The organism is Brevibacillus sp. HB2.2 (assembly GCF_013284275.1).
Taxonomy (GTDB): domain Bacteria; phylum Bacillota; class Bacilli; order Brevibacillales; family Brevibacillaceae; genus Brevibacillus; species Brevibacillus brevis_D.
In genome coordinates this window covers 84,516-106,453 of sequence record NZ_JABSUV010000016.1, presented here as the reverse complement: position 1 = coordinate 106,453, position 21,938 = coordinate 84,516, and the positions used below count along the sequence as shown (strand labels likewise).

The 21,938-nt window shown below is 48.2% G+C and carries 23 protein-coding genes; 13 read left to right on the top strand and 10 right to left on the bottom strand.

The annotated features are described in order from the left end of the window. Positions 1–12: 12 nt before the first annotated feature. From HP401_RS13975 to HP401_RS13940, 8 genes are all read left to right on the top strand, one after another. On the top strand, positions 13–1,035 hold the full coding sequence (locus HP401_RS13975; protein WP_173605420.1) for an ABC transporter ATP-binding protein: 1,023 nt from the start codon (positions 13–15) through the stop codon (positions 1,033–1,035). A gap of 2 nt (positions 1,036–1,037) precedes the next feature. Continuing rightward, complete coding sequence (locus HP401_RS13970) at positions 1,038–2,033, top strand: ABC transporter ATP-binding protein (RefSeq protein WP_041749311.1); 996 nt, start codon at positions 1,038–1,040, stop codon at positions 2,031–2,033. A 95-nt stretch (positions 2,034–2,128) separates the two neighbouring features. Further along, positions 2,129–2,917, top strand: coding sequence for a sensor histidine kinase (locus tag HP401_RS13965; RefSeq protein WP_012685282.1), 789 nt, complete (start codon positions 2,129–2,131; stop codon positions 2,915–2,917). A gap of 4 nt (positions 2,918–2,921) precedes the next feature. Further along, positions 2,922–3,626: a response regulator transcription factor gene (locus HP401_RS13960; RefSeq protein WP_016741081.1), complete on the top strand. Its 705-nt coding sequence runs from the start codon at positions 2,922–2,924 to the stop codon at positions 3,624–3,626. Next, on the top strand, positions 3,623–4,951 hold the full coding sequence (locus HP401_RS13955) for a sodium:solute symporter family transporter (RefSeq protein WP_173605419.1): 1,329 nt from the start codon (positions 3,623–3,625) through the stop codon (positions 4,949–4,951). The genes HP401_RS13960 and HP401_RS13955 overlap by 4 nt, the downstream gene beginning before the upstream one ends. 22 nt (positions 4,952–4,973) lie before the next feature. Then, positions 4,974–5,867, top strand: a complete 894-nt coding sequence (locus tag HP401_RS13950; protein ID WP_173605418.1) for a DMT family transporter — start codon at positions 4,974–4,976, stop codon at positions 5,865–5,867. 135 nt (positions 5,868–6,002) lie between these two features. Next, positions 6,003–6,449 (top strand): hypothetical protein, encoded by a 447-nt coding sequence (locus HP401_RS13945; RefSeq protein ID WP_173605417.1) that lies wholly within the window; start codon positions 6,003–6,005, stop codon positions 6,447–6,449. A gap of 72 nt (positions 6,450–6,521) precedes the next feature. Continuing rightward, the gene (locus HP401_RS13940) at positions 6,522–7,406 is read left to right on the top strand and encodes a phosphotransferase family protein (RefSeq protein WP_173605447.1); all 885 of its coding nucleotides are present in this window, start codon (positions 6,522–6,524) and stop codon (positions 7,404–7,406) included. Here HP401_RS13940 and HP401_RS13935 read toward each other — a convergent pair. From HP401_RS13935 to HP401_RS13925, 3 genes are read right to left on the bottom strand one after another with little or no spacing between them, the layout of a single operon-like run. Beyond that, positions 7,403–8,236, bottom strand: a complete 834-nt coding sequence (locus HP401_RS13935) for a carbohydrate ABC transporter permease (protein WP_173605416.1) — start codon at positions 8,234–8,236, stop codon at positions 7,403–7,405. The genes HP401_RS13940 and HP401_RS13935 overlap by 4 nt on opposite strands. Beyond that, complete coding sequence (locus HP401_RS13930; RefSeq protein WP_173605415.1) at positions 8,236–9,186, bottom strand: carbohydrate ABC transporter permease; 951 nt, start codon at positions 9,184–9,186, stop codon at positions 8,236–8,238. Before HP401_RS13930 ends, HP401_RS13935 begins: the two co-directional genes overlap by 1 nt. An 18-nt stretch (positions 9,187–9,204) precedes the next feature. Next, positions 9,205–10,524, bottom strand: a complete 1,320-nt coding sequence (locus HP401_RS13925; RefSeq protein ID WP_173605414.1) for an ABC transporter substrate-binding protein — start codon at positions 10,522–10,524, stop codon at positions 9,205–9,207. 209 nt (positions 10,525–10,733) lie between these two features. Between HP401_RS13925 and HP401_RS13920 the strand changes: the two genes are divergently transcribed. Together HP401_RS13920 and HP401_RS13915 are read left to right on the top strand one after the other, a co-directional pair. Further along, positions 10,734–11,159, top strand: coding sequence for a MarR family winged helix-turn-helix transcriptional regulator (locus tag HP401_RS13920; RefSeq protein ID WP_064201202.1), 426 nt, complete (start codon positions 10,734–10,736; stop codon positions 11,157–11,159). Between the two features lie 85 nt (positions 11,160–11,244). After that, positions 11,245–11,580 (top strand): DoxX family protein, encoded by a 336-nt coding sequence (locus HP401_RS13915; protein ID WP_173605413.1) that lies wholly within the window; start codon positions 11,245–11,247, stop codon positions 11,578–11,580. Positions 11,581–11,676: 96 nt separating this feature from the next. On the opposite strand, the gene HP401_RS13910 is transcribed toward HP401_RS13915, so the two are convergent. From HP401_RS13910 to HP401_RS13890, 5 genes are all read right to left on the bottom strand, one after another. Further along, positions 11,677–13,002 (bottom strand): serine hydrolase domain-containing protein, encoded by a 1,326-nt coding sequence (locus HP401_RS13910; RefSeq protein WP_173605412.1) that lies wholly within the window; start codon positions 13,000–13,002, stop codon positions 11,677–11,679. A gap of 152 nt (positions 13,003–13,154) precedes the next feature. After that, positions 13,155–13,658, bottom strand: coding sequence for a hypothetical protein (locus HP401_RS13905; RefSeq protein ID WP_173605411.1), 504 nt, complete (start codon positions 13,656–13,658; stop codon positions 13,155–13,157). 113 nt (positions 13,659–13,771) lie between these two features. Next, the gene (locus tag HP401_RS13900; protein WP_173605410.1) at positions 13,772–14,581 is read right to left on the bottom strand and encodes an alpha/beta fold hydrolase; all 810 of its coding nucleotides are present in this window, start codon (positions 14,579–14,581) and stop codon (positions 13,772–13,774) included. 72 nt (positions 14,582–14,653) lie between these two features. Next, entirely contained in the window at positions 14,654–15,712 is a 1,059-nt protein-coding gene (locus tag HP401_RS13895) for a DmpA family aminopeptidase (protein ID WP_173605409.1), read from the bottom strand. Positions 15,713–15,747: 35 nt separating this feature from the next. Beyond that, positions 15,748–16,683 carry a dipeptidase gene (locus HP401_RS13890; protein WP_041749308.1) on the bottom strand — a complete coding sequence of 312 codons (936 nt, stop codon included), beginning with the start codon at positions 16,681–16,683 and terminating at the stop codon, positions 15,748–15,750. 139 nt (positions 16,684–16,822) lie between these two features. Between HP401_RS13890 and HP401_RS13885 the strand changes: the two genes are divergently transcribed. Continuing rightward, positions 16,823–17,716 carry a LysR family transcriptional regulator gene (locus tag HP401_RS13885; RefSeq protein WP_173605408.1) on the top strand — a complete coding sequence of 298 codons (894 nt, stop codon included), beginning with the start codon at positions 16,823–16,825 and terminating at the stop codon, positions 17,714–17,716. Positions 17,717–17,791: 75 nt separating this feature from the next. Then, positions 17,792–19,345, top strand: a complete 1,554-nt coding sequence (locus HP401_RS13880; protein WP_173605407.1) for a hypothetical protein — start codon at positions 17,792–17,794, stop codon at positions 19,343–19,345. 78 nt (positions 19,346–19,423) lie between these two features. Here HP401_RS13880 and HP401_RS13875 read toward each other — a convergent pair whose 3' ends face one another. After that, positions 19,424–20,062 (bottom strand): DUF2306 domain-containing protein, encoded by a 639-nt coding sequence (locus HP401_RS13875; RefSeq protein WP_173605406.1) that lies wholly within the window; start codon positions 20,060–20,062, stop codon positions 19,424–19,426. Between the two features lie 151 nt (positions 20,063–20,213). Between HP401_RS13875 and HP401_RS13870 the strand changes: the two genes are divergently transcribed. Continuing rightward, positions 20,214–20,804, top strand: a complete 591-nt coding sequence (locus HP401_RS13870; RefSeq protein WP_173605405.1) for a TetR/AcrR family transcriptional regulator — start codon at positions 20,214–20,216, stop codon at positions 20,802–20,804. Between the two features lie 79 nt (positions 20,805–20,883). Here the strand turns inward: HP401_RS13870 and HP401_RS13865 are convergent, their stop codons facing one another. Then, positions 20,884–21,858 (bottom strand): Gfo/Idh/MocA family protein, encoded by a 975-nt coding sequence (locus HP401_RS13865; RefSeq protein ID WP_173605404.1) that lies wholly within the window; start codon positions 21,856–21,858, stop codon positions 20,884–20,886. Positions 21,859–21,938 lie beyond the last annotated feature (80 nt).

Sequence of the window (21,938 nt, the reverse complement as noted above, 5' to 3'; positions counted from 1 at the left end):
GGAGGGATCACCATGGCGGAACAACAAGATATCATCCTGGACGTTCGCAATCTGCAAACGCATTTTTTCACAGAAGATGGCGTCAGTAAAGCAGTGGACGGCGTTGATTTCTCTCTTAATAGAGGAGAGACACTCGGGCTGGTAGGAGAATCGGGCTGTGGAAAAAGTATCACTTCCCTCTCGATCCTGCGTTTGATTGCCAGTCCTCCGGGAAAAATTGTAGGAGGAGAAATCCTTTTCAAAGGGCAAGACCTGACGAAAAAATCAGAAGCAGACATGCGCGCGATCCGCGGCAACGAGATTTCGATGATTTTCCAAGAGCCAATGACCTCGCTTAATCCGGTTTATTCGGTTGGGGAGCAAATCGCAGAGGTATTGCGCCTGCACCAAAACATGGGACGGAAGGAAGCTTGGGACAAAGCAGTAGACATGCTGCGCCTGGTCGGTATTCCTTCCCCGGAAAAGCGCGCGACGCAAGAGCCACACGAATTGTCTGGGGGTATGCGCCAGCGTGTCATGATCGCGATGGCTCTCGCCTGCCGCCCGGAAATTTTGATCGCGGATGAACCCACGACAGCTTTGGATGTTACCATTCAGGCTCAAATTCTCGAGCTGATGAAAAAGCTGCAAGTCGAAATGGGCATGAGCATTATCATGATTACCCACGATCTTGGCGTCGTTGCAGAAACATGCGATCGGGTCGCGGTCATGTACGCAGGAAAAGTCGTAGAGTACACGACTGCACAAAACCTGTTCGCAAATCCACGCCATCCTTATACAGTAGGGCTGATGAACTCCCTCCCCCGTTTGGATGAGGACGTGGAAGAGCTGCAAGCCATTAAAGGGAATGTCCCAAGTCCGTTCAATATGCCAGTTGGATGCCGATTCGCTCCACGTTGCCCGCATGCAACAGAACTGTGCCATACAAAGCTTCCTGAACTCTCGGAGTATGCAGACGGAAGCAAAGTACGCTGCTGGATGTATACGTCTGAGTGGGACGGCGACACCAAGACTGTTACGGAAGTGGGGGTATGACCATGATGACGACACAAGCGAATCCAACGAAAAAGCCACTGCTGGAAGTAAAAAATCTCAAGCAGCACTTCCCGATCAAAGGCGGCTTATTGGGTCGTACCGTCAACCACGTAAAAGCCGTGGATGACATCAGCTTCACGATCCATGAAGGAGAAACACTGAGTATTGTAGGCGAATCCGGTTGTGGTAAATCCACTACCGGTCGTGCCATCCTCCGTCTGGACGAACCGACGAGCGGAACGGTACTATTCGAGGGACAGGATCTGCTGGCGATGTCCAAGAAGCAAATGCGCGACATGCGCAAGCATTTGCAGGTCATTTTTCAGGACCCGTTTGCTTCGCTCAACCCGCGCCAATCTGTATCCGCTATTCTCGGGGAAGCGTTGGCGATCCAAAATATTGTACCGGCGCATCAACGCCGCGAGCGCATTATCGAGCTGCTCGGCTATGTAGGCTTGCGCCCGGATCAAATTGACCGTTTCCCGCATGAGTTCAGTGGTGGGCAGCGCCAACGGATCGGGATTGCTCGTGCCCTCGCGATGCAGCCGAAGCTGATCATTTGTGACGAAGCCGTATCGGCACTCGACGTATCCATTCAGGCTCAAGTGCTGAATCTCCTGAAATCGTTGCAGAAGCAATTCAAGTTGACCTATTTGTTCATCTCCCATGACCTCGGCGTCGTTCGCCACATCTCGGATCGCGTCATGGTGATGTACCTCGGTAAAGTGGTAGAGATTGCGGATAAAAAGTCGCTGTTCGACAACCCGCAGCATCCTTACACACAGGCTCTCTTGTCTGCGATCCCGGTGCCGGACATCAATAAAAAGCAGGAGCGAATCATTCTGCGCGGAGATGTGCCTTCTCCTATCAATCCTCCGCAGGGCTGCCGCTTCCATACGCGTTGCCCGTATGCGATTGATCGTTGCAAAACAGAAGTACCTGGACTGACAAGTCTGCACGATACGCACCAAGTCGCCTGCCACCTTGCCCAAGTCTAATCATAGAGAGATTAAAATTTTCTAAAAACGCAAGAGATCAAGAAGCAGCATGATATGATGGTAACTGCAAAATCTCTCCATACAGAAGGGATCTCATGATAAGCTTCGAAGGTTTCACATTACTCATTCTGCTGTTTATTTTGGCTCCTATCATAGGAGCTATTGCTTTATTGTTTCTGTTCATTTTCGAGAAGCGGATTGATCTGTTAGAAAACAAGAATCTGAAGATCGAGCTGGAAAAAGAGTTGCAGCAAGCGCTCTACAATCAATTGAATCAACAAATCCAGCCTCACTTCTTGTTTAATACGCTAAATGTCATTCTGAGTCTGGCGCGATTGAACCGAACGAAGGAACTGGTGAGAGCGCTCGAAGTCCTCTCCCAGTTTCTCAAATTCAAATACAAATCCACAGAGCCGTTGATTTCATTGGCGCGGGAGATTACGTACACGGAGCAATATTTGGAGATTCAAAAGCTGCGTTTCGGTGATCGGCTCCGAATTCAGCTCGATTGTGCAGATGATCTCTTGCAAGCATCCATTCCGCCATTCGTCTTGCAGACGATAGTGGAAAACGCATTTAAGCATGGATTGGAACGAAAAATGGGCGAAGCCATCTTAGACATCCGCATAAGCCGAAAAGATGACGATGTCCTGCTTACGGTCATCGACAACGGTTCTTCCGGACTCACAGCATTCCAGAATGAAAGTGAGATCGAAACTGAACAGCCACATGAGGAGAGCGGTCACGGGTTGGACAACATCCGCAGGCGGCTCCACCTTTGTTTTGGTGATCATGCACATCTGGAGCTTGCTCCGATATCTGAGGGAGGAACTCTTGTGTCTGTCAGGTGGCCCTGTACGTATGAACAAATCGATCTGAGGTGAGAAGATGAACGTACTACTCGTGGATGACGAACCATTGGAGCTGGACCAACTCGAGTATTTGATTCAGCCCATGTTCCCCTTGTGGAAATTCTACAAGGCCGCAGATGGCAGCCAAGCCATGGCGATCAGCCAGAAGGTTCCTCTTCATCTCGCCTTTCTGGACATTAATCTTCCGGGGAAATCCGGGCTGGTGCTTGGCGAAGAGCTGAGAGCCCAGCACAAAGACATCGAGCTCATCATTGTAACGGCTTATCAAGATTTTCATTATGCCAAGCAATCGATCCGCCTCGGTGTCGTGGATTACATCACGAAGCCCGTCATTGAGAGCGAGCTGGTCGACATTCTGAAAAAATATCAGAAGAGCCCTGCCCTCTCTGCTTACACCCGAATTATTTCTGATGCGATGAACATCATTCATCAAAAATACGCGGAGAAGCTGAATTTGGCTGATCTGGCCGCAGAGGTCCATATCAATCCGACGTATTTGAGCCGCCGTTTTCATGAAGAAGTAGGCGTCTCATTCTCTGAGTATTTAATGCAGTACCGCATTCAAATGTCGAAGAAATTCCTGATCGCTCATCCTGATTGGAGCATATCGACGGTTGCGGAGCGGACTGGCTTCAACAGCCAACACTATTTCAGCACCATTTTTCGCAAGGTAGTGGGGAAAACCCCGAAAGAATACCGGGACAAGGGGAATGCATCTTGACCTACTTATCGTTTCGCGAATACGTGGTCGGTGCAGCAAAGATCGGCATCGGACTTGGGGTCGTCTCGATCCTCGCCCGCTGGGTGACCGGAAACACGATCTTCGGTTCACCGGAAGCACTCGTCAAATACGGGATATTTGGCGGGATCGGCTTCGCTTTGATGGGCGCATTTGCCCTCAGTATGTTTGGACTGCTTGGGCGAAAGGTCCGCCGTGAGTTATCAGAAGGGATGACCATTGGGGATTATATGCGAGACAAGCTGCATCCGTTTGGTTACTGGCTGATGATCATCATCCTTTTGATTACGACGATTGAAGCGATGTTCGTACAGGGAATGGCTGGGGGCGTATTGCTGAACATCTTGTTTGGCTTCCCGATCCCGCTCGGCTTGCTCTGCTTTTTCGGATTTTGTGTGCTGTTTGCAGGCATCGGGGGAATCCGCTCGATCCATCGCTTTGCCATCGTGCAAATTGTCATTACGTTTGCTGCCGTCATCCTGATTCCCGTCTACTTTTTCGTCGGAAAAGGTGTCGAGCACGTCTATAACGGACTGCGTCTTTACCATCCTTACCTTCTGGTGCTCAACAACAACGAGGGTCTTTTTTTTATCATTACCGGGCTGTTGATTGGGTTTGGTCAAGTGTTTGTCGATCAGGCATCGTGGCAGCGGCTCTATATGATGGAAGAGAAAAAGATCGTCCCTACCTTTCTGGTGTCCGGACTCATTTTTGCCACCGTACCACTGGCGTTTTCCTCGCTCATCATCATCGTCCTTTTTACGGGCGGCTTTGATGATATTTACTCGCTGTTGTTTGATCTCGTACGCAAGATTGACACGATGATCTTACTTGTATTATTTGTTCTCTGTGCCTTTGGTGCGATCATGTCTGCTTTCGGGGCGGGGCTTCATTCCATGATCAGTCTGATGGTCAACAACGTCTATCAGCTGTTCCGCCCAGACGCTTCGGAACGGCAAAAAATTCGTTTGGGCTACATCCTTGCCATTGCCATCGGTGCGCTTTCGTATGGTTTGACGATCTACTTCCAGCCGACCTTGCTGGATTTGCTGTTCTTCTTTGGCATTATGTATGCCTCGCTGTTTTTGCCTGTCGTCGTCATCGTCTTGACGAAGGGAAAAGCACCTACTTTCATTTTGATCAGCGCAGTAATGGGATTCGTCGCTGGCTATAGCAGCCGGATGTACGTCGATCCGATGATGGCAATCTGGATTGCCTCCTTATGTACAGCTCTGGTCTTAACCGCCTACTTGTGCATGACCTGGCTATGGAAACGGTACATCCGAACGCCGGATCACACTCGCTGACCCACAGGAAGGAACGAATCCTATGCTACGCTCCTACTTGCTGCTCATTTTTTGCGTAACCGCTTGGGGTAGCAATTTCGTCTTCGGGAAAATGCTCGTCGCCGAGTTTTCTCCGCTCTTTTTATCGGCTATGCGTCTCTTGTTTATCGTGTTGTTTCTGCTCATCTGGTCCAGAGGGCGGCTGAAAATGCCAAAGCTCTCTCGTACGGACTGGCTCTTGCTCGCGGTACTGGGAGTTGTTGGTGTATTCATTAACCAGTGGTCCTTCTACAAAGGACTCGTTACAGCTGATCCGACCACCTCTGCCCTGATCCTGGCGCTGACGCCGATTACAACCGCTCTCTTGGCTGCCTTGTTCTTGAAAGAGTCGCTGACTGGTCGCATGGCAATCGGTTCGGTAATCGGTACATCAGGGGTTATATTCGTCATTTATACAGGGGCAGAGCTGCATTTTGATGTCGGTATCCTCTGGATTGTATTGACGATGCTGACGTTCGCTACCTCGATCATCCTCGTCAGGTTGTTGGGACATCGACTCCCTCCACTCGTGACGACGCTCGTATCCAATTTGATCGGCTTCGGATCGATGCTGCCTTTTGTCCTGATCAGCATCCCTACGGCCACGGTAAGCACCAGCCTTTCATCCTGGCTTCTCTTGTTTGTCACCGCTGTCGTCATGCACGGCATTGTGACCTTAATCTGGAACAGCCAACTACAGAAGGTAGGCGCTGCCAAAGCCGCGATGTTTGCCAACCTGGAACCGTTTATTGCCATGCTTTTCGGCTTGTTATTGCTGGCAAAGCCTGTTACAGGCATACAGTTTTTCGGTGCGATTCTCATCATTGCGGGCGTGACCTTGACCACAACCTCCAAGGAACCGCGTAAAAAGAAGAACCCCTCCTCGCTTTCATCCTGAGCAAAACAGCTCGCTGCACTTTTCATAGTAAAACAGTCGGAATTATAGTTGAGAAGTACAATTTCATTGTTTTATACTAGGAGAAAGGCTGGCGATGTCTGTGTCGTTACATCGTGATAAGAGGAGGGACAGTCCATGTCTACCGTAAAGCTATCCCAGTGGGAAACGATGCTGTTAGAGACAGCCCGTGCCCATGGATTCGTCGATGAAGAAATCATCCACAAGCTGAGAACAGGTGACCCTGCGCCTTTTTCGGACGTGGAGGGCGGCAAGTACGATTACACCCCTCTGTTTGAACTGTCCAAAAATGATCCCCTTACGCTGGAAGCTGCTATTCGCGAAGGCTACCAGATCAAGTTCACCACTTTTAACGGGATCAAGTTTTTGCTGAACAAACGTTACAACATCCAAGCGGAGCATGACTATCAAGTCGAGGAGACAGCGCTGCACCACGTTCGTTTACCAGACGATGCGTTGGCGTGGATGCGCAGGACAATCTCCCCTAACTGGCGAATTGTTGAACTAGAAAAGCTCGCAAACACCAAAGAAACGCTCGTCAGATTTGAACTGGCAGCATCGTAAATACGAAAGAGCACTTTCCTCAGGGGAGAGTGCTCTTTTTTCGAAATGCGGGGTATTGGAAGGAGAATCATGATGACAACGACAACGCAAACGTATATCCAACACATTCAAGCAAAGTATCCAGAGTTGACCATCACTTCCGCCTACTTTAACGAGATGGGCCAAAACAATGATGTACTCATCGTCAATGACGCGTACGTCTTTCGTTTTCCGAAGTACACCGCCGGAATCGAGCAACTGAAGATCGAAACGAACATTTTACACACGGTAAAACCATATCTCTCCCTGCCGATTCCGGCTCCGATCTATATGTCCTTTGCCGAGGAAACACCTGAGCGAGTGTTTGCCGGATATCCGCTACTCGAAGGCGAGCCTTTTACCCGCGAAGCTTTTCAAGCAGCCTCTCGTCAAAACGCGGTACCGACTGTCGCTGCCCAGCTGGCACAATTTCTTCATGAGCTGCATCAGCTTCCGGTCTCCTCCTTGCTCCCGGAGCTTATCCCTGCCGATTTTGACATGGCCAAGCAGTTGACTGAGCTGTATGAACAGATTGCTTCGAAGTTGTTCCCTGCCATGCGTGAGCTAGCGAAAAAGGATGTAGCTGAGCGCTTTGAAGCATACCTGGCAGACCCTGCCCACTTTGATTTTCAGCCTTGCTTGACTCACGGAGATTTTGGCACAGGGAATATCTTGTACTCCCCCACAAAACAACGCATCACTGGCATCATCGACTTTGGCGGCTCTGGTGTAGGCGATCCGGCATACGACCTCGCTGGACTATGTGCGAGCTACGGGGAAGCGTTTTTGCAGCATTTCACCCCGGTGTACCCCCAGCTTGAACAGGTGCTTACACGGATGAGATTTTACCGCAGTACTTTTGCCTTGGAAGAAGCCTTGTTTGGTCTGGAAAACGACGATGAGGCAGCGTACCAAGCAGGCATGCGAAACTACCTCTAGCCTTTTACAGCACCTTGCGTGAGCCCTTCCACCAAGTACTTTTGGCAGAAGGCAAACAATAGCATCGTCGGGATGACTGACAGCACCGTAGCTGCCGACATCGCTCCCCATTCGATATCGTATTTTTTGATAAAGGCGTTCATCGCAACAGGAATCGTTTTGACCGACTCTTCATCAATGAACAGAACGGCCATAATCAGCTCGTTCCAGCATTGAACGAAGGCGAAAATAAACGTGGCCGCAATTCCGGGGAGCATGATCGGCACGATGACGCGAAACAAAGCGCTCAATCGAGAGCAGCCGTCCATCATCGCTGCTTCCTCCAAGGCATTGGGTATCCGTTGGAAAAAGCCCGACATGATGATCGTACAAAAGGGAATCAGCATGACCGTGTAAATGAGCATCAACGAAAACAGACTGTTCAAGATGTGCATGTTGGACATCATCACGTACAACGGTGCCATGCCAATGAACATCGGAATCATTTGGGTGACGAGAAATCCGAACATCACCTGACGCTTTCCTTTAAACGAAAAGCGAGCCAACACGTAACCGCCAAGCATCGCGATGAACACGACCATAGCTGAAGCGACCAAGGAAACGAGAAAGCTGTTCCAGATGTACACCTGGAAGTGAGAAATCTGAAAGATCTCCAGGTAATTGTTCAACGTCACCTGTTGTGGCCAATATTGAATCGGGAGCGAAAAGATTTCCTTTTGACCCTTGAGCGACGTAATGATAATCCAATACAGCGGGAAAATCGCAAATGCAAGAAACAAGGTCAAGACAATCGCTCTGCCAGTCCTCCACCCTAGATGTTCACGATGCATCAGAAGTCCCCTCCCTTCTCTACTTTGGTCGCTTTCACGTAGAAGATCGTGAATAACATCAAAATCACCACGATGATGACACCCACAGCCGAGGCTTGCCCGTAGTCTTGACCGAAGATGACTTTATCGATCATGTAGGTAGCGAATATATGCGTGGAGCCTGCAGGAGCTCCATTCGTCATCGCGTAAATAATGTCCGGAAAGTTAAGAATCCAGATGAACCGCAATAGGATCGTCACCAGCATCGTAGGCATGATATACGGCAGTGTCACCCGCCAAAACTGCTGAATCCTCCCCGCTCCATCCATCGCCGCCGCTTCGTACAGCTCCTCTGGAATCGATTGCAGGGCAGCCAGAATCATGATGGCAAAAAACGCAACGCCATACCAAATATTCGCGATAATGACGGCAGCCATCGCCCAAGTTCCGTCCGCCAAAAAGGAGATCGGCGCATCGATCAGTCCCGTTTTCAAGAGCAAATCGTTAATAACGCCAAACTGGGCATTGAACATCCACCGCCAAATCAGCCCAATCAGAAAGCCGGACATCGCCCACGGAAAAAAAATAAATGCCTGATAAATCCCTCTCCCGCGAAATTTTTTACGCATCATAAGGGCCAGCATGAAGCCAAACAGCAATTGAAAGACAAGGGAGAAAAACACCCAGTAAAAGCTGTTCATAGCAACACGCGGGAAGTCTGGGCTTGTTAGTACGTTCACAAAATTGTCCAGCCCGATGAACTGAATATTCATCAAATCAAAGAGCGTGTAGTTCTGAAAAGACATGATGATTCCACGCACGAGTGGATAATACGTAAAGACCGAAACAAACAAAATGGCGGGCAAGAGGCACAAAAATATAAAGCGACCTTCTTTGGAAATCCGGAACGATTTCTTCCCTTCCGGCACAACCTGCTTCGTCATCATGACGATGGGTTTTTGTGTGTCCAAGCTACCATCCCCCCACGTCTACTTTCGCTCGGCTTTTTCTTTGGTCCAGTATTGATCCCATTTTTTCAACAGGTCCTCTGCGGTGAGCTGATCGAGCAAAAAGCTCTGAATATCTTTATCCGCCGTGCTTTGCCAAGCTCCCCAGCCTTTGTAGTCCACAGGACGTGAAACATCGAGGAACTTCGTCGGCTGCTGGCTCATCTCCATAAACGGCTGAAAGTAACCTGTCTTGTAAAATTCATCATCTGCCGCGCTTTTCACGACAGGAATCGTGGAAGTCTTTTTCGCAAAATGAGTGCTCTGTTCAGGATCAGAGAGGAATGCAATCAGCTTCCACGCTTCTTCCTTGTGCTTCGAGTACGCAGTCATCCCCCACCCCGGTCCACCGACTACTTGTTGAGCGACACCTGAAGGACCAAGCGGAATCGGAGCGGTTGCCCACGTCCCTTCCTGCATCTTCTCCTTGGCTCCATCAATGACGTCAGGGTCTTGAATCAGCATGGCAGTCGAACCCGCTACAAAGCCCTGTACCATCTCCTGAAAGCCCCAGCTCACGGAATCTTTTGGAGAGCCTTCTTTGTAAAGCTGTTTGTAATACTGCATCGCTTCCAATGATTGCGGCGTGGAGAAGAGCGTGCGTCCATCCTTCATGAAAAAGGCAGAGTCAGGGTCGACCTCCGTCCCGTTGTAGGCCCACATCGTGATCAGCGCGTAATCCCACCCGGTCGCTCCTCCCCGGAAGCTGTACCCGTAGCGGTTTTTGGAAGGGTCCGTCAGCTTTTTGGCTGCGACCAAGAGCTCATCCCACGTCTTCGGCACCTCGATCCCTGCTTCCTTAAACCAATCCGTCCGATAATACAAGACGCGCTGGTACAGTCCATTCGGAATGTAATAAGGAGTCTTGTCCACCCAGGTGGCACGCCGTTTGGCGACGTCCGTCAGCTGATCGTAATTTTTCCATTTGTCTGTGTAGGGCTTCAAATTTTCAATAAAGCCGTTCATCGAAAACTGCTTGGCATTGAATTCACGAACTTCTAGTACGTCCAGCTCTTCTTTTGCCATCAGCATCTGTGTGATCTTCTGATCCGCTCCTTCGAATGGAGGTGAAATCAGATCGACTTTGATCCCCGGATTCTTCGCTTCAAACTGGGCTAGCATGTCTTTTAACAGCGCAGTTCGTTGCGGGCTAGTAATGCTCTCGACCATTTTTAGCGTGACGCCATTCGCACCTGACGTCCCTGCTGAGTCAGGAGTGGCTGCTGGCTGACTACAACCTACCAGCAATGCTGTCGCCATCGTTAATTGGAGCGCCACAGAAATCCAGGAACGAAATCCCATACACGAACCCCCTCATGTTCTTTTTTGTTGGACAGTTCGTATTATATTAAATATTCAGAATTATAAGTTTTAATATCTTTACCCGTTTTTTCGTTTTCTTTACTCTTTTTTCAGTGCGGCTTTCCCGACACTCTTTATTTGACTAACGGGAAAAAATACGTTAGCATCTTATATGCTATAGCATATAAATAAAGGGGTTTGGATTCTCTATGGAATTATTCAATCTGACCGGATTTCTTCTTCACCGTACAGATATGAAAATGACGAACTATTTTAAGAAAAGGTTAAAGCAATTGGAGATCACGCCAGAGCAATGGGGCATTCTCAGTGTCATGGATGGAGAAAGAGCGATCACACAAAAGGAACTTTCGGATGCGATTGACCGCGATCAAACCACCGTCGTCAGAATGATTTACTCGCTTGAAAAAAAGGGAATCGTCATTCGTACATTAAATGACGCGGATCGACGTTCACATAACTTGTTACTGAGTGACAAAGGGATGGAGCTAAAATCAAAGCTTCTACCTGTTGTTACCGACGCGCATAACCATGTAACGCAAAACCTTACCGATGGAGAGATTGCGGAATTGCATGCTTTGCTCGACAAACTCTATCAAGTCGTAAAAGATGAATAAATAGAGGTCAGATACTTTCTCCACCAAATACATGCTATAGCATGCATTTAGTTTGATAATGAATAACGAAAGCGAGGAAGCCATCATGTTCCTAATCGTTTTGCAAGTCGTGGTAGCGATTTTCTTTATGTTTACAGGTACAAAAATTATTTCCGGTAAAATGGCGAATGAATTTGACCGCTTTGGACTCCCACCCATTTTTAACTTCTTAACTGGCTTTATCGAGATCATCAGCTCCATTGGTTTGATTATTGGAATATGGTTTTCGATCGCGGCATTATTATCTGGATTACTTTTAAGCGTGACCATGCTGGTTGCTGCCTTCATCCTGCTTGTGATTGCTAGAGATCCTTTTCCGAAAGCAATACCAGCACTCGTTCTTTGCATTCTCTCCTTTTTAATCTCGACGTATCATTTTTAGCCTAGACAAGGGAATACCCATACAATCATAACAGCGTCGAGCCCAAGACTTCATGATCGTGTCTTCGGTCGCCGCTGTTTCATTTATGGAGTCCGTCTAGAACTTGGCTTCGCTCCTACAGAGCATCCTCAGCCCCATGAGGACCGCCCATGCTTGCTGCTGTTTTTTGAAAAAGAAACGGAGCGGTTGACCGTTTTGTACATCAATCAACGTATCGTGGCTGCTGGCCCGTAACGCGTACTCCATACCAGCAACCTCTGCTACAGGAGCATCCTCTCGAAGGAAGAGCCGCAATCTTCCGCCTTCTCTTGACGTGTACGTCCCGACGAGCTTTTCTAGCTCTTCTCTCGTTGGCGTATAGAGCGGGGCTTCGGCTTCTTTGTGTGTAAGCGGTAAACCAAGGGCAGCATTTACAGCAGCCAGCCAGACGTCCCGAATCGGCACATTTTCCAGATTGGAAAGAACGGTGACGACTAGCCCTTTTTCTGGAACGAATCCGAAGTTCGATGACACCCCGGGCTGTCCGCCCCCATGCTCAACTAGCGTTATTCCTGCATAACCAGGCGTTGTTTTGAGCGCATAGCCATACCAGGTGTCTTTTGTCAGTCGATGAACTGGCTGCCACATGGCTCTAAGCGTGGCCCCATCTACTACCTGCTTCTCTTGATAGCGCCCGGCATTGACATAGAGCTGGCCGTATTTCAGCAAATCAACGACGCAGGAGCGGATGCCTCCCCCCACTTCATAGTTGCCGAGCGTGGGCCACGACACCTTTTTCAGTTGCTGCTCCTCCCCTTTGACATAAGGGACGGAGACATCGGCAAAGCGAGCCACTTCTTCCAGGTTATAGGTCGAGCGATTCATTTCGAGCGGCGCTAGCAGGCGTTCGGTTACATAGGTACGGTAGCGCTGCCCAGTGACACGCTCGATAATAGCTCCCAGCAGGAGAAACATGTCGTTACTGTAACTGATATACTCACCCGGCATACCAAGGGGGTCAAATTGGACTTCGTTTAAATAGGCAATATGCTCGGGAAGTTTCGTCAGTTCTTCACGGCGTAGTAGTGGTGGAACACCTGAAGTATGAGAGAGCAAATGATGGATCGTGATTTTGTCCGTATGTATGTCTCCCTTTCCTTGTAAATCAGGCAAATAGTTGCGAATCGGGTCGTCAACAGACAGCTTGCCTTCTGCCACGAGCTGCATGATAGCGGCAGCCGTAAACGATTTGGTAACCGAAGCAATGCCGAAAATGGTCTCGGGTGTTACTGGCTGATTCGTCCCCAGATCGGTAACACCAAAGCCTTTTTGATAGATGCTCTCCCCATCCCGCAAGATGCCAATGGAGAGCCCCGGCACCTTTTCCTTCTGCATGAACTGTTGCACAAATGCTTCCAGAGCTGAAACGCTTGCGTGGTCCATTCCATTCCCCTGCCTTTGGTTGAAAGATTCTAGCTAGCAAAAAGAGTGTTCCAAAAGTCATTCGACCTCTTCCCATTCAAAAGAATAGGCCAACACATCGATACATGAGTCATGCGCGCATAATACCCAATGCTTGACTCTTTACCGTCGACTCAATAACTTCGTAAAATCCCGATTTCATCAAATGTCATCCCAAGATAGCTGTACTTTACATGCACTCTGTCTATTGCTTCATGATGAACGACACTTAGTCCATAAATTTCATCGTTTTTCGTAGCAGTACCCTCATCCATTTTTTTAAAATAAGCAGAAGGAGATGTGCCAGCTTTTATCGCTACGTCCTCTAGATTCTGAAATCCATACGGTTTGGAGCCCGGATTATCAAAATCATCCGTTATGATGAACCCTTGTAAAGCATTACTAACCTGCACTTTTGTTTTTGATGGTGTTTCATCGTTATTCACTGAAACATCTATGATTTTCACTTCACCAAAGCCCTTATTACCCATGCCCACAACAACAGATTTATGATCTTCGCTTGAAGCACGGGTGCCAATATCCAATGGCGGATTACCTTTTACAAGGGAATAAAAACCTCCCACAACGATTGCTAGAAGTAGTATAGAAACCCACAATCTTTTCTTCAATTTTCCCATCCTTACTCGGTGTTTTTCCAGCGCTATTGAAAATGATAATTTGGTAAATTCTATCAGAAACAGCCGATATCCTGCACGTAAGGCAGAGAATCGGCTGTCAGTTCCCTTACGAATTATGTTTGAACAAACTCCATCAGCTTCTTATTAAAGTCATCCGCCTGACATATCGGCAAGCCGTGTCCACTATTATCAAACGGAAACAGCTTCGACCCTTTGATTTGCTGCTGGGTGAGCTCGGCGCTTTTGAATGGAATTAATTGATCGTGAATCCCATGAAAAATTCCGGTCGGCACGCGGATTTGACCCAAGTCATTGATGACATTCTCTCTCACTGCTGCTTGCATGATTTTGATGAGCGCATAGGAAGCGGAATCCAGCCCCATTTTGACAAACCACTGGAGCGTAGCAGTCCCTAAATTCCGATTGAAAAACTGCAAAGAAACTGTGTTTAATAACTCAGGCAAATTGGCGTACATCTGACTGATCAGCCCCTCCGCTTGCTCCTTCGAGACGCCGTATGGAGAACCCGGCATTTTCACAAAGGAAGGAGAAACCGCATCCACTAACGCTAGCTTGGAAATATGCCGCCCCTCATAACGAGACATATACCGGATGGAAATGCCTCCACCCACTGAAAAGCCTAACAAGACAGCATCCCTAATCTGTAATGCTTCCAAAACGACAAAGATGTCATCTGCCAAGCGATCATACGTATAACCGCTCCATGGTTTGTCCGATTGGCCGTTGCCGCGTATGTCCATGGCAACACAGCGGAAACCGTGCTGGGGAAGTACGTTGAATTGGTAGGAAAACATGTTATGGTTGAGCGGCCAGCCGTGAACAAAAAAAATCGTTTTGCTATTCGGGCCAGGATTGAGGTCTTCAACGAAAACCGTGACACCCTTTTCGACTTCAATGTACATAACCCTACCTCCTGTATCACACCATGCACCTCTTTACACTCAAGGTATGTCACCAGCTGTAGGGTTATGTTTCTACTCTCCTATGCCCTGAATGGGATACGCATGAACGGTGCGTCCTTTTCTTCCTGTAGTCGTGACTGCTTGCGCAAGAGAATGGTAGATGGCTTCCTCTGTCGCTTCTGCCGCAGCAGCAAACAGTTCGTTCATGATCGGATGATCCTCGCGTAGCTGCACACGCGTTTCCGTAATGGATGTTGTCTGATGGGGGATTTTTTGTGCTGTGGAAAAAGCGATGACGATATCGCCGCTTCCATGTCCAAAATGGCTGCCTGTGCGTCCCAAGCCAATTCCTGCGCGCTTTGCTACCCGAAGCAGTTGTCGATCGCTGAGCGGCGCATCTGTCGCCAGTACGATGATAATGGAGCCATCCTCGGACTTCTCTACTGCGTTTTCATAGCTTTTGCAGCTTGTGAACAGATTTGCTCCCAAGAAATCATTTTTGTTGCCAAAGTTGCTGAGTACCAAACTCCCTAATGTATAGGCGTGCTCCTCAGCCACTACGATACGAGAAGACGAGCCGATACCACCCTTATAACCAAAGGCAATCATCCCCGTCCCTGCCCCGACAGCTCCTTCTTCTACGGCTTGGTGCGTTGCGTTCTGAATCGCTTCTCTAGCATCTTCCGGGCGCACGACACAGCGGCGAATGGAATTGAGATGACCATCGTTGCATTCGCCTACGACAATGTTGATCGTCCCGGTCGTGTCCCCGATCTCTTCATTCGTATCCAGCATGTATTGCAGAGTCCCTTGTGTAACCGCAGGGACGGAAAACGTATTGGTGAGCATGATCGGCGATTCCAGCACCCCCAGCTCATTTACTTGCACAAGTCCCGTCGTTTTGCCGAAGCCGTTAATCACATAGCTGGCGGCGGTTACCTTTTCCCGAAACAAGCTGCCGCCATGTGGCAAAATGGCTGTCACTCCTGTACATGCATAGTCGTCGTTGTCCAGCTCATGCTGGATCGTCACATGTCCGACTCGGACTCCGGCTACATCTGTAATGTCATTTTTCTCACCAACCGGCAGTCTACCAATTGTCGCACTAAGCTGCCGCATTTTTTTCGTCATACATTCCATTCCTTTCGTGCATCTATGCCGATTGCTTACACAGGACGATTGCGCAGAAAGTTCTCATAGGCAAACCCGCGCACTTCTTCTTCCTTATAATGCTTGAGCAGCTCGTTGATCAGGTTTTGGCTCTGCCCCGCATGTTCCAAGCCCACGACCTTTGCGGTAATGCCGTCAAAGTCAGAGCCGAGCCCGATATGACGCACGCCACCGAGTGAACAAAAATGCTCAATGTGCTTGATTAGATCATCTATCGTGGTTGGTGTCGTTTCATTGATAAACTGGGTGCAGTAAACGACATGTACATTCGCGCCTTTGGCAAATAACGCTTTTGCCTGTTCATCCGTCAGATTGCGTGGATGGTCGCAGATCGCTCGTGCATTTGAATGACTCGCGATCGGATATGTAGCCAGCTCAATCGTATCCCAGAAGCTGCCCTCTCCTAGATGCGAGACGTCCGTCAACATTTTATGCTCATTGTGGAACTGAATGATTTCCTTGCCAAAGGTCGTCAGTCCGGCATTCCTCGGTTCCAGCGCACCATCCGCAGCGAGATTCGCGAAGTTCCAGGTGAGGCCCACAGAGCGAACCCCTAGCTGATAAAAAATGTGCAGCTTCTTCAAATCGTTACCGATTGGCTCAACCCCTTCCAACGTCAGCAACGCTCCGATCTCTCCCTCTTGCAAACGGTCGAGATCGCTCCAATCACGGATCTGTTTCATTTCTGGATGTTTTCCGAGAACCTCTGTATAAAAGTAATGAATTTGATCCAAAGCTTTTTGAAAACGTTGCTCCGTGGACAATTCAGGTGATGTCCAGATCGCATAGCACTGTAGCTTCACCCCGCCATCATGTAGCCGTTTCCTGTTGACGTCCAGCTCGTCCGCATCTGCAAAGGACAGAGCCCCATTTTTCTCCCAAATTTTCAGAAGTGCATCACAGTGCAAATCGATAATCGGCATTCTCGCCATTTTCATCCATCCCTTGGGCTATTTTCTTTTGATAACTCTACCTATTCTGCTAATTTTACGTTAATGTAATTTTATAAGCGATTCCAATTAAAATTTGCAATAGGCCACTTTAAAAATTCACATAATGGAGCCACTACTCATGAATATGGAGCAAATGGAAGCATTCATCTTTGTCGCCCTGACCGGGAGCTTCAGCAAAACGGCTGATTTGCTCTATCTGTCACAGCCCACGGTCAGCATGCGAATCAAGGCACTCGAAACGACTATGGGCTGTAAGCTGTTTCAACGTACGGGTCATACGATTTCTCTTACAAAGGAAGGCGATCTGTTCCTTCCTTATGCCAAAAACATCATGCATATGCTACAAGAGGGACAGCAAGCCATTCAGCGATCGCAAGGCGATGTAGAGGGAGAATTGACCATCTCCACGGTTTTTGTCTCCGCCTTTTACATTTTGCCTGACCTCGTCCAGCAGTTCCAGCAGTTGTACCCCAAAATCAAGCTGACGATCCTCACCGGACATTCTCATCAGGTGCTCGATATGGTTCTAAACCATGAGGTGTCGTTCGGAATTGCTCGTGCCGTTACCCACCCACAGATTAACCGGATTCAACTGATGCCGGATGACATGGTCTTAGCGATTTATCCTGACCATCCGTTTGGATTCCGCCACCAGGTTTCCATAGAAGAAGTCGCACGTGAACGATTGATCTTGTTCAATCGGGGCTCGCTCGACTGGAAGCTGATCAACAATGCATTCAGCCATTTTCAGCTACAAAACAACGTCATCATGGAGGCTGACAATATCGAGGTCGTGAAGCGAATGGTCAAACAACGGCTGGGCATCGCCTTTTTGCCTCGGTTTGCCATCTCCAAAGACTTGGACGAAGGGGAACTCCAGGAGGTAGACGTCTTGAATCTGCCGCAAATCAACCGGAACTTCGAGCTGATTTACCTCAAGGATACACCTGTTCACGGGATTATGCGTACGTTTATCGACTTTTTGATGCAGAGCAAAGCCTTGCAGCAGTAAAGGGAAAAGGATGCCATTGGGACGCCCCTTATCTGCCACATTCTATTCATTCAGATTCTCTGGAGGTGATTGCCCATGTCGTCTCAACTATTCGAACACGCAGCCAAAACATCTATTCTGCAACAGCCCGTCCAAAAAAGCATGCCTTCACCTTCGTCATCCATTAAGCAAGATAGCCCGTCACATCTTATCCAGCTGCAGAAGTCGATTGGAAATCGTGCTCTGATTCAGTTAATGAAATCACAAAGACAAGGAATCGCGCATAACAAACTGCCTATCCAACACTTTAAAGACGAGGATGAGCATAATACGAATCGTCGAGGAAACGCAGAAGCAGCTAGAGGCGAAGCTTTTCAAAATGATGAGATGCAAATGGATCATACCATCTCACAAAATTCCCTTATCACCTTCAGCGAGTTATTAGGAGAAATTCAGCAATTGCCGAATAAAACATTTGAGGCAACCAAGAAATCCTACGCTACTCTTATCGCCGAAATAAAAAGGGTGTCCGCTAACGAAGAAAAATGCACGCGGATTCAATTGGTGAATTTCTATAAAAACTTGGTGCCTGGATTTCAAGGAACGACTGGGAATCCCGGTTCAAAATTCGATCCACAAATTGAGATGATAGACATGGATGAGGAGTCGACAATCATCGCCCGGGAAAAGGCAATCTCTGCAGTACTAAGAGAAATCGATTCGTATATACGTAAGCTCTACCATTTGACCGCGCTGTTTCCAAATACAAAAAAGGATACTGATCTGGCCGAACAGATGGATGAAGTGCTTTCAAAAATATTGAATAACATACAGACATGCTTGGAGAAAGTACGTGAGGAGTTTCCAAAGGAACCAGGCTATGATGAAACCATCTGGTACAAATCTGCAACGAAAAATGTGAAGCGTGTCCCTGCGAAATGGCTGAAAACGGGAGCAGGCAAGTTAGAGGATTTGGGCTCAAAGCAGGATTTACTAGGGTATCGAAAAGATAAAGAAGCGAAACCAAACACGCAGGTCCCACAAGATTCTTTCAAAGAAGTGACCTTTACCTGGGATTACCAGCTAACCGAATTTGATAAAAAAATCAAAGTGAAAGTAGTCATTTCGGAAAAATGCTGGAGGCACATTTATGCTCGGCATAAGCTGGAATACTTTGCGGGCGATGTGCAGGCGATCAATACATTTTGGAAGGACGATCCACACGAAAAAATTACCCAAGAGCTCCTGGAACCCGAGATCAACATTCTCATCGAAAGATCGACACTCCCATTACGTGTGTTGCAAGAGGGCGATAAAGATCCAATAAACGAAACAGCACACCATTTGTTCTTCCAAGGAAATATGGAGGTCGTGGAGGAAGTGCAAAACATCGCCGAACCTGTAGCGAACTCTCAACCAGTAACCAAAAGTAAAAACAAAAAGAGGAATCAACAGAAAAAGGTTCCCAATGCTGCAACCAAGCCCCCCATTAAAAGCATCCACATCACATTGGAATCTGTTGCACCGCAAAGCCCCGAGCTAGCCTACGCAGTTGAACCCACTCTTCTGCAAAATGAATATTACCAAAAACGAGGGTTACAAAGACTATCTCCCCCAAAACAAGGAAGCCAGAGCGTCGAAGAGAAGTAGCCATTCAAAAAGCTTCGCATCACCCCAACCATGTGGGTTCTGATGCGAAGCTTTTTTAAGGAAGCGCTTGCGTCTCTCTCATGCTTTTTTCCGTGCTCGCAATTTTGTACGAATGATGATCTCCGCCGTCACGACAAGTCCAATAATAGCGGCATATACACTGATTGTGTAGCTGAGCTCATACGGCAAGCCTACCACCTTCTCTACGATCAGCTTCATGAGATGAATCAGCATGTTGGTAAATAAGAAGACGAAACTCCGGACCATCCATTCCTTATGCTTCATGACTTGGCGCTTTTTTATTTTGACGAGCGCCGTAATAGTGATTGCCGGCCAGATAATGTTCAACAGGTGGAAGGGCCAACTCGCCACTTTTCCGCCCGTTACATAAGGAGCCATATACCCCGATGTGACTACCACAACCAACACACTAAAAAGATAAACATAACCTGTTACTTTATGTAGCTTGCGCTTCTGGGCGAGCAGCTTGTCCGAAAAGTTAGCCACCCCACAGATGAGGGCAATCAGGGCGAAAAACAAATGGACATACATGACCGTAAGCCAGATCGATGTATTCATTCGCTCTTTGTTGAAATCAGACTTGTGACTGAGAAAGCCTTTTGCTTCTGGGTCGATGATAAAGTTTTGCACGAGTGCATACGTGATCGCTATACAGGCGACGAAAATGACAATCGAATACGGTTTGATACGGTTCATCCTGTCACACAACCCTTTGTTCGATTTTTTGATACCGAACGGTTCGGTCTCTTTTTGATTTTACATGATTGCCTTCTTTCGTACATGAGAGAAATGTTACAATAACTTGGACGAATATAGACCGTGTTGGCCGAATGAAAGGACTATCGCGATGCGAAAAGGCGAAAAAACAAAGCTGTATATTATCCAGAAGTCAGCAGAGCTATTTAATCAATACGGATATACAGGAACCTCCATGCAAGACATCATGGATGCCACGGGACTTACCAAAGGTGCCCTCTACAGAGGTTTTGCCAGTAAAGATGAAATTGCCATAGAGGCCTTCAAATATGCGGGTGAAGTGTTACAAGAACATTTTGCGGCTGCACTAGAAAAACAGGACACAGCCACTGGAAAAATCGTAGCCATGGCAAAGGTGTATTCTGATGCGGTAAACAATCCCCCGCTCCAAGGTGGCTGTCCGCTTCTCAACACAGCCATCGAAAGTGACCATTCGTTCCCTGTTCTTCGCGATTATGCCCTCACCGCTTACCAAGAGGTCATTTCGTTCATGCAGAGATTGCTGGAAGAAGGAATCGCCCAGGGAGAATTTCGCTCCGAAATGGACGCAGAAGCAGTTGCTTCGTTTGTTTTTTCTTCCATTGAAGGAGCCATCATGGCAAGCAGACTCACACACGATAACAAGCATGTCCATTTTGCCAGCAAGCATATTGAGCAGCTTTTACAGTCATACCGCCCCTAGCAAAAAGAAAAGAGCAGTCGCGCAGGATGTGCTCCCCCTGCCTACCTGCTCTTTTTTCGTGGACTTTTCCTGCTACTTTCTATTTGATGTAGTGTACTTTTTCATGTCCGAGCAATGCTTCCAGCACTTGCTGTACTTTCACGCCTGTTTCAAATGTAACCAGTCTGGCATCGCCACCGTTCATCGCAATAGACAGCTCATCCAACAACAGGGAGAGACGGTCTTGCTGCGGAACTTCAGCCGGAACGAGCGCTTCGCCGTGTCCACCCACAAACAGATTGCTCCAGTTCACGACACTCAGCGTTCCTTTTGACCCGTACACGCGATAATCCAAATGCTCCTCATGCGCGATACCCGCCAAGCCATTGATCGTAACCGGGGTACCATCTGTCAGATGCAGAAAGGCCGATACACCTGTCTCACATAGCGCAGGATCTGCTGGATAGTCTACCTCTGAGTGGACTACATGCAGGTCTCCGAAGAGCTCGTAAGTCAGATGAGTGAAATGAGGCAGCACTTCTCGGATGAAACCGCCTTGCTCACGACCAGCCAGCCAAGGTGTTTGCTGCCATGGACGCGGCCACTGGTGAAAATGCGTCAGGATATCGATACGGCGGACATCTCCGATTGCTTCGAGTCTGCGGGATAGTTCAGGAAAAACACCTTGATAGTAGAGCGGGAAGTTCATCGCATGGACAACCCCTGCGTTATTTGCTGCTTCCAACATTTCTTGCGCTTCTGTCAATGAATTAGCTAACGGCTTTTCACAGAGCAAATGCTTTTTGTGCGCCAGCACATCCAGGGCAATCGCATGATGGAATTTCGGAGGAACTGCCAAATAGATGACGTCCAGCTCTACCTTTTTCAATAATTCCTTATAATTTGTGTACCAAGGCACATCGCCGGACTTTTGCGCGGCTTCCTGTGCTCTTTCCGCTGATACATCACTCACTGCAGCTACTCGAAATTTTTCGTGGGTACGGATCGCGTTCATCATGCGTTCGCCCATGACGCCTGCGCCAATCACCCCAACGTTCCATTTCACTTGATCCATCTGCCTTTCCTCGCTTCCTGATGAATGTTCGTCTTCGTGCCTCTACCCCTTTCTCCATTGATTTGAACATTCCTTCTGAA

Excerpts from the sequence above, each read along its gene's own strand:
- HP401_RS13965 (WP_012685282.1), top strand. The coding sequence starts at position 2,129 with ATGATAAGCTTCGAAGGTTTCACATTACTCATTCTGCTGTTTATTTTG.
- HP401_RS13905 (WP_173605411.1), bottom strand. The coding sequence starts at position 13,658 with ATGGGAAAATTGAAGAAAAGATTGTGGGTTTCTATACTACTTCTAGCA.
- HP401_RS13940 (WP_173605447.1), top strand. The coding sequence starts at position 6,522 with ATGACAACGACAACGCAAACGTATATCCAACACATTCAAGCAAAGTAT.
- HP401_RS13915 (WP_173605413.1), top strand. The coding sequence starts at position 11,245 with ATGTTCCTAATCGTTTTGCAAGTCGTGGTAGCGATTTTCTTTATGTTT.
- HP401_RS13870 (WP_173605405.1), top strand. The coding sequence starts at position 20,214 with ATGCGAAAAGGCGAAAAAACAAAGCTGTATATTATCCAGAAGTCAGCA.
- HP401_RS13950 (WP_173605418.1), top strand. The coding sequence starts at position 4,974 with ATGCTACGCTCCTACTTGCTGCTCATTTTTTGCGTAACCGCTTGGGGT.
- HP401_RS13875 (WP_173605406.1), bottom strand. The coding sequence starts at position 20,062 with ATGAACCGTATCAAACCGTATTCGATTGTCATTTTCGTCGCCTGTATA.
- HP401_RS13925 (WP_173605414.1), bottom strand. The coding sequence starts at position 10,524 with ATGGGATTTCGTTCCTGGATTTCTGTGGCGCTCCAATTAACGATGGCG.
- HP401_RS13935 (WP_173605416.1), bottom strand. The coding sequence starts at position 8,236 with ATGCATCGTGAACATCTAGGGTGGAGGACTGGCAGAGCGATTGTCTTG.
- HP401_RS13945 (WP_173605417.1), top strand. The coding sequence starts at position 6,003 with ATGTCTACCGTAAAGCTATCCCAGTGGGAAACGATGCTGTTAGAGACA.
- HP401_RS13900 (WP_173605410.1), bottom strand. The coding sequence starts at position 14,581 with ATGTACATTGAAGTCGAAAAGGGTGTCACGGTTTTCGTTGAAGACCTC.
- HP401_RS13975 (WP_173605420.1), top strand. The coding sequence starts at position 13 with ATGGCGGAACAACAAGATATCATCCTGGACGTTCGCAATCTGCAAACG.
- HP401_RS13885 (WP_173605408.1), top strand. The coding sequence starts at position 16,823 with ATGAATATGGAGCAAATGGAAGCATTCATCTTTGTCGCCCTGACCGGG.
- HP401_RS13920 (WP_064201202.1), top strand. The coding sequence starts at position 10,734 with ATGGAATTATTCAATCTGACCGGATTTCTTCTTCACCGTACAGATATG.
- HP401_RS13880 (WP_173605407.1), top strand. The coding sequence starts at position 17,792 with ATGTCGTCTCAACTATTCGAACACGCAGCCAAAACATCTATTCTGCAA.
- HP401_RS13895 (WP_173605409.1), bottom strand. The coding sequence starts at position 15,712 with ATGACGAAAAAAATGCGGCAGCTTAGTGCGACAATTGGTAGACTGCCG.
- HP401_RS13865 (WP_173605404.1), bottom strand. The coding sequence starts at position 21,858 with ATGGATCAAGTGAAATGGAACGTTGGGGTGATTGGCGCAGGCGTCATG.
- HP401_RS13960 (WP_016741081.1), top strand. The coding sequence starts at position 2,922 with ATGAACGTACTACTCGTGGATGACGAACCATTGGAGCTGGACCAACTC.
- HP401_RS13910 (WP_173605412.1), bottom strand. The coding sequence starts at position 13,002 with ATGGACCACGCAAGCGTTTCAGCTCTGGAAGCATTTGTGCAACAGTTC.
- HP401_RS13890 (WP_041749308.1), bottom strand. The coding sequence starts at position 16,683 with ATGGCGAGAATGCCGATTATCGATTTGCACTGTGATGCACTTCTGAAA.
- HP401_RS13970 (WP_041749311.1), top strand. The coding sequence starts at position 1,038 with ATGATGACGACACAAGCGAATCCAACGAAAAAGCCACTGCTGGAAGTA.